This is a genomic window from Hydrogeniiclostridium mannosilyticum (assembly GCF_003268275.1).
Classification (GTDB): Bacteria; Bacillota; Clostridia; order Oscillospirales; family Acutalibacteraceae; genus Hydrogeniiclostridium; species Hydrogeniiclostridium mannosilyticum.
Genome location: NZ_QLYR01000012.1, coordinates 75,894 through 86,017 on the forward strand (window position 1 = coordinate 75,894; position 10,124 = coordinate 86,017).

9 protein-coding genes and 1 pseudogene are annotated in these 10,124 nt (G+C 47.5%); 5 read left to right on the forward strand and 5 right to left on the reverse strand.

All coding sequences use genetic code 11. The annotated features are described in order from the left end of the window. The first annotated feature begins 137 nt into the window (after window positions 1-137). Entirely contained in the window at window positions 138-668 is a 531-nt protein-coding gene (locus DPQ25_RS12950) for a peptidylprolyl isomerase (protein WP_112333600.1), read from the forward strand. A 3-nt stretch (window positions 669-671) separates the two neighbouring features. Continuing rightward, complete coding sequence (locus tag DPQ25_RS12955; protein WP_112333601.1) at window positions 672-2,411, forward strand: ABC transporter ATP-binding protein; 1,740 nt, start codon at window positions 672-674, stop codon at window positions 2,409-2,411. A 77-nt stretch (window positions 2,412-2,488) separates the two neighbouring features. Here DPQ25_RS12955 and DPQ25_RS12960 read toward each other — a convergent pair. Further along, window positions 2,489-3,084, reverse strand: a pseudogene (locus DPQ25_RS12960) (HD domain-containing protein). 619 nt (window positions 3,085-3,703) lie between these two features. Here DPQ25_RS12960 and DPQ25_RS12965 point away from each other — a divergent pair. The 3 genes from DPQ25_RS12965 to mscL all read left to right on the forward strand — a co-directional run bounded on the left by DPQ25_RS12965 (window position 3,704) and on the right by mscL (window position 7,621). After that, entirely contained in the window at window positions 3,704-5,299 is a 1,596-nt protein-coding gene (locus DPQ25_RS12965; protein WP_112333602.1) for an ABC-F family ATP-binding cassette domain-containing protein, read from the forward strand. Window positions 5,300-5,543: 244 nt separating this feature from the next. Continuing rightward, window positions 5,544-6,938, forward strand: coding sequence for a citrate/2-methylcitrate synthase (locus DPQ25_RS12970; protein ID WP_112333603.1), 1,395 nt, complete (start codon window positions 5,544-5,546; stop codon window positions 6,936-6,938). Between the two features lie 245 nt (window positions 6,939-7,183). Then, the gene (gene mscL / locus DPQ25_RS12975) at window positions 7,184-7,621 is read left to right on the forward strand and encodes a large-conductance mechanosensitive channel protein MscL (protein WP_112333604.1); all 438 of its coding nucleotides are present in this window, start codon (window positions 7,184-7,186) and stop codon (window positions 7,619-7,621) included. A 112-nt stretch (window positions 7,622-7,733) separates the two neighbouring features. Here the strand turns inward: mscL and DPQ25_RS12980 are convergent, their stop codons facing one another. The 4 genes from DPQ25_RS12980 to DPQ25_RS12995 all read right to left on the reverse strand — a co-directional run. Next, window positions 7,734-7,991: a heavy-metal-associated domain-containing protein gene (locus DPQ25_RS12980; protein WP_112333605.1), complete on the reverse strand. Its 258-nt coding sequence runs from the start codon at window positions 7,989-7,991 to the stop codon at window positions 7,734-7,736. Window positions 7,992-8,223: 232 nt separating this feature from the next. Next, window positions 8,224-8,436, reverse strand: coding sequence for a hypothetical protein (locus DPQ25_RS12985; protein WP_112333606.1), 213 nt, complete (start codon window positions 8,434-8,436; stop codon window positions 8,224-8,226). A gap of 59 nt (window positions 8,437-8,495) precedes the next feature. After that, a complete protein-coding gene (locus tag DPQ25_RS12990; RefSeq protein WP_112333607.1) occupies window positions 8,496-9,584 on the reverse strand; it encodes a restriction endonuclease subunit S in 1,089 nt (362 codons plus the stop codon). Then, window positions 9,574-10,124 (reverse strand): N-6 DNA methylase (locus tag DPQ25_RS12995; RefSeq protein ID WP_146740568.1); only part of this gene is annotated, 551 nt, incomplete at its 5' end. The genes DPQ25_RS12995 and DPQ25_RS12990, both read right to left, overlap by 11 nt.

The window sequence follows — 10,124 nt, forward strand, 5'->3', positions numbered from 1 at the left end:
CAGTATGAAGATATTATAGCATACCCGCCTTTAAAAAGAAACAAAATTAGCCTTCTCTTTTCCTTACGGTTTATGTTATAATAAAAAATAAACTTTATGCTCTTTAATAGGGCTATATAGATGTGGAGGAAAATTTCATGAAAAATCCAATTGTTACCATTGAGACGGAAAACGGCAAAATCGAGGTTGAGCTCTACCCCGATATCGCTCCTAATACCGTCCATAATTTTATCGACCTCGTACGCAAAGGTTTTTATAACGGTACCATTTTCCACCGGGTCATCCCGGGCTTTATGATCCAGGGCGGCGACCCCGAGGGGAGCGGCATGGGCGGCCCCGGTTACGGCATCAAGGGTGAATTTGCCCGCAACGGCTTCCAAAACGCCTTAAAGCACACGCGCGGCGTGCTCTCCATGGCACGTGCCATGAACCCCAACAGCGCCGGGAGCCAATTCTTTATCATGGTTGCTGACGCGCCGTATTTAGACGGCGACTATGCCGCTTTCGGCAAGGTCATCTCGGGGCTTGAGGAATGCGATCGGATTGTTCATGCTGAGCGCAACCGGCAGGATCGCCCGCTTACTGAGCAAAAAATGGTGAAGGTAACAGTTGAAACCTTTGGGGAGGAGTATCCCGAGCCCGAAAAAATTAAATCCAGAGGTTTTTAACGCATGTATTTTTTGAAACGATTCATTAAATATTACAAACCCTATAAGGCAGTCTTTTTCATTGATATGTTCTGTGCGATGATTGTCAGTCTGGTGGATTTGGCCTTTCCGCAAATTTTAAACCTGCTGACCAACCATCTGTTTACCCAAAACGCCGAGCTGATTCTGAAAAGCCTTCCCTGGCTCGGCCTGGGCCTTCTTGTGATGTATATCGTCCGCTACCTGGGCCGGTACTATATCACCTACCAGGGCCATGTGATGGGAGCGCGCATGGAAAGCGATATGCGCCAGGAACTTTTTGACCAGTACCAACGCCTGTCTTTTTCCTACTATGACCAGAATAATACCGGAGAAATGATGAGCAAGCTTGTCTCTGACCTGTTTGACATCAGCGAGCTGGCGCATCATGGGCCAGAGAATATTTTCATTTCAATTCTGAAAATTATCGGTTCGTTTATTCTCCTGCTTCTAATCAACATCCCCATGACGTTGATTCTGTTGGCTGTAACCGTTCTGATGCTGGTTTTCAGCGTTAATCAAAACAAGAAGATGCGCGCGGTATTTATGGATAACCGCCGAAAAATCGCCACGGTCAACGCCAGCCTGCAAGATAGCCTGGCCGGCATCCGGGTGGTAAAATCTTTTGCCAACGAACCGGTCGAGCACAAAAAATTTGAGCGCAGCAACCTTCAATTTCTTGACTCCAAGGAACGCAATTACAAGCGCATGGGCACTTTTCATGCTGGAAACAATTTTTTCCAGGGTATGCTGTTCTTAACCGTGCTTGTCAGCGGCGGCTTTTTTATTGCATTGGGGCAGATTAAAGCAACCGACCTTGCCATTTATGCACTGTATATTAACATCTTTATCAACCCTATTGAGGTCCTGGTTGAATTTACTGAAATGTTCCAAAAGGGTTTTTCCGGCTTCAAACGGTTCGTCGAGGTCATTGATACTCAACCAGAAATTGTCGACACGCCCGGCGCCAAGGACATTGGTGTTGTCAAGGGAGACATTGCCTATAACCATGTTTCTTTCAGCTACGATGATACCAATATGGTGCTTGAGGGCATCGACATTCAAATCCCTGCCGGTAAAACGGTGGCGCTTGTAGGCCCTTCCGGCGGCGGTAAAACGACGCTGTGCAGCCTGCTCCCCCGTTTTTACGATGTAACAGCCGGTTCTGTCACCATAGACGGGAAAGATGTACGAAACATAACACTGGAGAGCCTGCGCAAAGCTATTGGCATTGTCCAGCAGGATGTATACATGTTCGCCGGAACCATTCGGGACAACATTGCCTATGGTAAGCCCGATGCCACCATGGAGGAAATTGTCTCCGCCGCCAGGCAAGCTAATATTCATGAATTTGTCATGGGCCTGGAAGACGGTTACGACACCTATGTCGGCGAGCGGGGCGCACGGTTATCCGGCGGCCAAAAGCAGCGGATTTCTATCGCTCGTGTTTTCCTGAAAAACCCAAAAATTCTGATTTTGGACGAGGCAACCTCCGCGTTGGATAATGAAAGCGAGCGTCATATTCAGGACAGCCTGGAGGAGCTTTCAAAAAACAGGACCACTATCGTTATTGCACATCGACTTTCCACCATCCGCCGCGCAGACGAGATTATTGTCATCAGCGACGACGGTATTGTAGAACGCGGCAATCATTCCTTTTTGCTTGAGAGGAATGGCCTTTACGCCAAATATTACAACATGCAGTTTGAAGGGCTTACAGATTAAATAAGCAGCCCTTCCTGTGAAAATCCCCGCTCCGGTATGATATCGAAGCGGGGATTTTCAATTTTGCAAAAAACAGCTCAAGGGGCCAGGTACCCCTTCTCTATGGATTCCTGAATCATTCCTTCTACAATCGGCCACAAGGCGGGAATATCTGTGCGTACCGGTTCCAGGCGCTTATAGACCTTATCGCTGGTAACATGCCCCAGCAGCCAGGTATGCCCTTTCGTAACATAATTGCTGAGAAACGGCTGCAAGCGGTCGATTGCAGCCGCATAACGGGCATCCGGAGTTTCCATCGCGTCAAACTCTTCCCACAACGACCGCAGCTCCATCCCTTGACTCGCCGGCAGTTGTGTAAAAAGCTTATCCGCAGACTGCCGCTCGCGCATATCCTTGTTCACATTGGCCTGCTCGTCAAAAGCGAAAGTATCTCCGGCATAAATTTCCACCAAATCATGCACCAAGGCCATCTTGAGAACACGTTCCTGGTTGACCCCCTCGCCCGCATACTCAAAAAAAGCATAGCAATCATGGCAAAATGCCAGGAATGCTCCGCATCCGTTTCCCGACGGCTCTCATCCATCAGAACTGTGCGGCGCAGAATATTTTTCATTTTATCCACTTCAATGGCAAAACGCAGCTGTTGTTTCAGCCGGGACTCCTGATTTTCCATTTTTAAACACTTCCCTTTTCACAGCTATAAGTTAATCATGAGATAGCGAGGATTTACTGCCGCCCTGTAAGCAGTATCCGTGCACTTTACTAAATTGCTCTTAGGGTTGCGCCCCATCCGACAACGATCGCTTCCCCGCAACCGCTCCGCGGGCTGTTGCCATTATACCACAGAAGCCTCCCTCCTGCCAGATAAAACAAAAAGATAACAAACTGTTTTCCCTCCCCGGCCCCTGACTTACGGCCCAGGCGCTAATATGAGATAATCACAATAAAACCGCTTAAAATATCTTTCGATAGGCTGACGGAAGGCTCCCGCATATTGTACATGGGGCCTCTTTTCTGCCCTAGCCATAGCGGCTGCCCACAGACATATTACCACTGACCGCTATTTATTCCGGGGCCTAAACAACGGCGGCCTGCTGCTGTCTCTAAAAAAATATTCACCTCATCGGATATACAAGCCATATATTAGTAATTATGAATTAAAAATTATAGTAGAAATTATAAACTCCAGCACAAACATCTATTTTAAAATAGGTGTAATTTATAGTATAATTATATTTTAATAAGATTATAGGCTTACTGCCTGAATATGGAAGGAATTAACGGAGGAACGCATGATAACGGTATCTGATTTAACACTTAGCTTTAGCGGGCAGACACTTTTTTCCCACGTAAACCTGCTTTTTACAGAAGGCAACTGCTACGGGGTAATTGGTGCAAATGGTGCAGGAAAATCCACCTTTTTAAAGATATTATCCGGCGAGCTGGAGCCAAGCAAGGGCGAAGTCAGCATCGCTGCCAAGCTGCGCATGTCCATTCTGAAACAGGACCACCATGCATTTAATGATTATACTGTATTTGACACCATTCTAATGGGCAATCAACGCCTGTATGACATCATGAAACAAAAGGACGCGCTTTACGCCAAGGAAGACTTTTCTGAGGCCGACGGGGACCTTGCCGCTGAGCTTGAAGCAGAATTTGCGGAGCTCAACGGCTGGGAGGCTGAGACCGAGGCGGGGAAGCTTTTGCAGGGCCTGGGGCTGGATAACGGGCTTTTATATGACCGGATGGAAACACTGCCGGGCAATGTCAAGGTCAAGGTTCTGCTAGCCCGCGCCTTGTTCGGCCAACCGGATATCATCCTGCTGGACGAGCCTACCAACGACCTCGACGTACACTCTATCCACTGGCTGGAGGATTGGCTTGCGGAGTTCCCCGGCACTGTTATTGTCGTCTCTCATGACCGCCATTTTCTAAACAATGTCTGTACCCATATTGTCGACATAGATTATGGAAAAATTAAGATGTATGTCGGCAACTACGATTTTTGGTACGACTCCAGCCAATTGATCCAGCGCATGCTGCGCGACCAAAATAAAAAAGCGGAGGAAAAAATCAAGGAGCTGCAAACCTTTATTCAGCGCTTCTCCGCCAACAAGAGTAAATCCCGCCAGGCAACTTCTCGCAAAAAACTGCTGGATAAAATTACGGTCGAGGAGATGCCCGCCTCCAGCCGCCGCTACCCCTATGTCGGTTTTTCTATGGACCGTGAGCCCGGCAAGGAGATTCTCACGGTGGAAAACCTCTGCAAAACAATAGACGGTGAACCGGTGCTAAGCCAGCTGAGCTTCCGGGTGGAAAAGGGCGATAAAATCGCCTTTGCCGGCCAGGACACCGCTAAAACTGCCTTGTTTAAAATTTTGATGGAAGAAGAAGCGCCCGATGCAGGCAGCTTTAAATGGGGCGTTTCCACCAGCCGCTCCTATTTCCCGCTGGACTCTTCCCCCTTCTTCAATGGCTGTACCCTCAGTATTTTGAGATGGCTCGAGCAATACTCCAAGGATACCACAGAGACCTACCTGCGCGGCTTTCTCGGTAAAATGCTGTTCAGCGGCGATGATGTCAACAAGCCGGTCAGCGTCCTTTCCGGAGGCGAGAAGGTCCGCTGCATGCTCTCACGCATGATGATGTTCGGTTCCAATGTTTTGATTCTGGACCAGCCGACCAACCACCTGGATTTGGAGTCTATTACCGCAGTCAACAATGGCCTTTCAGAATTTGGCGGCATTGTCCTCTTTAGCTCTCACGACCACCAGCTGATGCAAACCGTTGCCAACCGAGTGATTGAAATTACAGAGGATGGCTGTATAGACCGCCGATGCACCTATGATGAATATCTGGAGCAGCGGGAAGGCCTTATTGAATAAGCGTTAATATTCCGCTTTTCTTTATTTGTGTACAATATACACAGTTTATTCACAGCTGTTTTACAAATAGATCGTTGTAACCCGTTCTTATTTCCTTTATAATTAATAATATAATATTTTACAAACGTAATCATTGAGGTTGAAAATAAACAGGCTCTGTTCCTTCTCTGCTTACCCGTCTGCTTTATTTTCCCTGTTGAGGATCCGGAACGAATAAAAATCAATGAAAAAGGAGCGTGTAGCCATGGCCAAAAAAGAACAGGATGATTTTTTTGAGATTACCCCGGAAATTGAAGCCTTAACGACAAAGTGTAAAGAACACAGTACCATTGACACCGGCCTTTATGCCAAATATGATGTAAAACGCGGCCTGCGGGATATTAACGGGAACGGTGTTTTGACCGGCCTGACCGAAATTTCAGAAATCGTCTCCAGTAAAAAGATAGACGGCAAATCGGTTCCCTGTGAAGGTAAACTCTATTACCGCGGGTATGACATTGAGAAAGTGGTGGCAGGCTTTGTCCGCGAAAAAAGGTTTGGGTTTGAAGAAACCATCTACCTGCTTTTATTCGGGAATCTTCCTACCGCCGGGCAGCTCGCTGACTTTAAACAGGTTCTAAATAAATACAGAACCCTTCCAACTAATTTTGTTCGTGATATTATCATGAAAGCCCCCACCCAGGATATGATGAACACCCTGGCGCGCAGCGTGCTGACATTATATGCATATGACGAAAAAGCAAACGATACCTCTCTGGAAAACGTTCTGCGCCAGTGTCTGGAAATGATTGCCCTGTTCCCGCAATTGGCCGTCTACGGCTATCAGGCCTACGCGCATGACACGGATCGGCTCAATAACAGCTTCTTTATCCATGCGCCGCAGCCCGATCTTTCAATTGCGGAAAATATTCTATATATGCTGCGCATTGACAATAAATACAGCGATCTTGAAGCCCGCATCCTCGACTTGGCCCTGGTTCTTCACGCAGAGCACGGCGGCGGCAACAACTCTACCTTCACAACTCATGTTGTCGCTTCTTCCGGTTCTGACGCTTATTCTGTTATTGCCGCCGCATTGGGCTCTCTGAAAGGGCCGCGCCATGGCGGCGCCAACATCAAGGTTGTGCGCATGTTCGAGGATATGAAAGAACAAATAGACGACTGGGATGACGAGGAGAAGGTAGCCGCTTATCTGCGTGCCCTGTTGCATAAAGAAGCCTTTGACCGCGCAGGCCTAATTTATGGTATGGGGCATGCTGTTTACTCTATTTCCGACCCGCGCGCTAATATTTTCAAAACCTTTGTTGAAAGTCTGGCAAAAGAAAAAGGGATGGACCGCGAATACCGCCTTTACGCAATGGTGGAACGCCTGGCGCCTCAAGTTATTGCCGATGAACGTAAGATTTACAAAGGCGTCAGCGCAAACATTGACTTTTACAGCGGTTTTGTTTACCATATGCTGGGCCTGCCCACCGAGCTTTTCACGCCGGTTTTTGCTATGGCGAGAATCGCCGGATGGAGCGCTCATCTTTTGGAAGAGCAAATCAACGTTGGAAAGATTATCCGTCCTGCTTACAAGAGCATCTCCGAGCACCGTGAATATCTTCCCCTTTCGGAACGCGGCGCTACCGGCAGCTAATCCGTATTTAACAGACGCCGCCATATCAATAAATCACGCGCCTCGTCAGGGAAAATCCCATGATAAGGCGCGTTTTAGTTGTGAGAAGATTCGTCCATCGTAGGTCCTCTCATTCACTTTAGCCTTCTGTACGGAGCAGAACGAGCTCCTTGCACTGGGGATTTTGTGTGATTCTGCCGAACCGTTGCATTTTCCTAAGCATACATCTATAATAAGGCTAACTGGCGAAGAAGGGGAGAAATTGCATGCGCGTCATCAAAGAATTTAAAGAGTTTATTTCCCGGGGCAATGTGATTGACATGGCAGTCGGCGTTATTGTAGGCAGCGCTTTTACCGCCATTGTAAATTCACTTGTCAACGATATTTTTTCACCCGTAATTGGGCTGTTAACCGGCGGCATGGATTTTTCAAGCTTGTACATCACCTTGGGCGCAGGCGAAAATGCCCCTAAGCTTAATTACGGCGCATTCCTGTCAGCTGTCATCAATTTTTTACTCATTGCTGTTGTCGTTTTTCTATTTGTAAAGCTCGTCAACCACCTTCGCAGGAAAAAACCGGAGGCGCCGGCGAGGCCGGCCGAGCAGACATGCCCTTACTGCAAGTCTAAAATTGCAATAGACGCCGTTCGCTGCCCGCATTGCACCTCGATGCTGCTCTCTGAGCATGAACGCTCAGAAGACTAGGTTCTGGCGGGTTAAAGGCCTTTTCAGAGAACAAGCCTCCTCAAAAAAACACCTGCTGTCCCCCTCTCTGGTTTGGGTTTCAGCAGGCATTTTTTATCTTTCACTCGTGCTATTATTTCCGTAAACCGGAAAAAAGCCCCTTCTTCTCATAAGGTACTTTCGTCACTGACAATACCCGGTACCCTGTAGCGTCAATCGCCTTGCAAAGCTCTTCCTCTGAAATATCTGTTTCGGTCAAAAGGACTGCCTGCCCCTTACTATGGGACGCGGAAACCTTTTTGACCGGGAAAGCCTTGCGTATAGCGTCATTCACATGCGCCTCACACATCCCGCACATCATACCGTCAATTTTCACTGTGATTTGAAGCATAATATCTCCATCCTTTCTCTTCCCACACTTTTCAGCGCTTCTGCTGGCTATTGCTGAGGTTATCAGCCTCATAAAACCAACGGGATAACAACCTGTTGGTTTTTATTGAGCCCTCAAGTTAGTTTATATTAACTCAAGACTGAAAAAAACGCCGCTTTGAAAACGGCTGTGCTGTCGCTGTATGAAAAACAATCGCTGTTCGTCACAGTCAAATATTTTATGTTTAATAGTATTATAACACCTCATTGCGCAAAAGACAATATAATTTGGCTATGTACATTGACAAAAGCCATTCCACCGCGCTTCCGGTGCTTAACCGTGTAGCAGTATGGACTGCCTCCGTTTCTTTTGCCACGGCATGTATACCTGCCAATAAAGCCTTCCCGTTCGGTATATACTTTTTTAAAGCCTGGAGCATATTGGATTCATTAAAAATTCCAGACATATCAACGTCCTCCTACATGTGTGGCTGCTAACGGCAATAGCGCCTTTTAGGCAGCTTTCCTATATTTGCAGGGCTGAAACATCAATCTCGCCGGACATCAGCTTCGGGAGAAGGGAGTCTCTTAGTGATGCCAGTCTGATATTTTCAAGAGAGTTATTTTTCATCTTCATAAATAAAGCAGAGACAACGCTTCCAAAGTCTCTCAAATTCCTTTCGCTTGGACGCGGCATTACAAATTGACCGATTATATCTGCTGACACACGCTGTCGACCACTGCTGCCGTTCATGTTTTTAACCGCATAATCCACAAATGCGGGATAGCGTGCAAGACAGTACAGATACTCAGGCGGTATACCTTCCTTGGGTGCAAGGACAATATACTCTGTTGACCCAAACGCGACTTCCTTATTATCAAGGAAGTCAATATAGGCAGTCTTCCCATTTTCAAGGCAGGGCGTAATTCTGGCTAACAATGTGTCACCATTGGAGAAACGCATACCTCCCGTGAACGGCTTCATTTTCCAGCCGGAGGGGAATGCACCAGAGGTTGAAAGCTGCGACATATCAATATAGCGTGCAACCTCATTCTTAGAAAGAGAACGCTTCGGGTTAAGACATGCTATCTCTGATACCAGACAATCTGAATTACCCGCTTCAATCATAAGCCGGTCAAATAGAGCGAAAGCTTGCCGCTCCAAGTTCTCGTTTATCTTGTCGTTCAGTTCGATTTTGTCGTCGAGGGAACGCAAAATCAATGCGATCTTATTTTGAACAACATACGGCGGAATTGTCACTTGAATATTATTCAAGATTTCTTGTGTTAAAAGAGGTTGGCTTGTTCCGATATGCCTATGATTTAATTGTAGAGAACTTAAAAGATAATAAAGATATTCGATATTATCATTATTTGATATTCCACATATTGCATTATCTGAAATCCAACATTTACTGTATTCACGAAAAACACTGCCACAATAAGCACCTACACGCCCTATGACAACACAATTTTCGTTATTCCATTCATTCGTATATCCAAGTATACCATTACCACCGTAAACTGGAAATTTTCCTACTGTTTTCGGACGCTTTTTTCCATTTTTAAAAGTCATTATAGAACCTAAATTACAAGCTTTCCACTCACAACTCATACCCAATCGCCCCCAGCTTCTCCCGAATCTCCTTTTCCAGCTCGCGGGACTTCTGGAACAGCTCCGACAGCTCCCCGGTGAGGCGGGCCATCTTCTCCTCAAAGGGCTCGCCGTCGTCCGCCTGCTCCTCTATGCCCACGTAGCGGCCGGGGGTGAGGATGTAATCCTGCCCCTTGATTTCCGCCGTCGTTGCCACCGCACAGAAGCCCTTCACGTCCTCCAGCGTCCCCGCCGCAAAGGCGTTGTAGGTGTCCGCGATTTTCCCGATGTCCTCGTCGCTCAGTTCCCGCAGCTTGCGGGTGACCATCGTGCCCAGCTTCCGCGCGTCGATGAACAGGGTTTTGCCCTTTTGCCTCTTGTTCTTGGAGAGGAACCACAGGGAAACGGGAATCTGCGTCGTATAGAACAGCTGGGCGGGCATGGCGATGATACAGTCTACCAAATCCGCTTCGATGATGTTTTTCCGGATGTCCCCCTCGCCGCCGGACTGGGAGGAGAGCGAGCCGTTGGCCAGCACCATGCCCATGCGGCCGTTTGGCG

Excerpts from the sequence above, each read along its gene's own strand:
- DPQ25_RS12950 (WP_112333600.1), top strand. The coding sequence starts at position 138 with ATGAAAAATCCAATTGTTACCATTGAGACGGAAAACGGCAAAATCGAG.
- DPQ25_RS12955 (WP_112333601.1), top strand. The coding sequence starts at position 672 with ATGTATTTTTTGAAACGATTCATTAAATATTACAAACCCTATAAGGCA.
- DPQ25_RS12965 (WP_112333602.1), top strand. The coding sequence starts at position 3,704 with ATGATAACGGTATCTGATTTAACACTTAGCTTTAGCGGGCAGACACTT.
- DPQ25_RS12970 (WP_112333603.1), top strand. The coding sequence starts at position 5,544 with ATGGCCAAAAAAGAACAGGATGATTTTTTTGAGATTACCCCGGAAATT.
- mscL (WP_112333604.1), top strand. The coding sequence starts at position 7,184 with ATGCGCGTCATCAAAGAATTTAAAGAGTTTATTTCCCGGGGCAATGTG.
- DPQ25_RS12980 (WP_112333605.1), bottom strand. The coding sequence starts at position 7,991 with ATGCTTCAAATCACAGTGAAAATTGACGGTATGATGTGCGGGATGTGT.
- DPQ25_RS12985 (WP_112333606.1), bottom strand. The coding sequence starts at position 8,436 with ATGTCTGGAATTTTTAATGAATCCAATATGCTCCAGGCTTTAAAAAAG.
- DPQ25_RS12990 (WP_112333607.1), bottom strand. The coding sequence starts at position 9,584 with ATGAGTTGTGAGTGGAAAGCTTGTAATTTAGGTTCTATAATGACTTTT.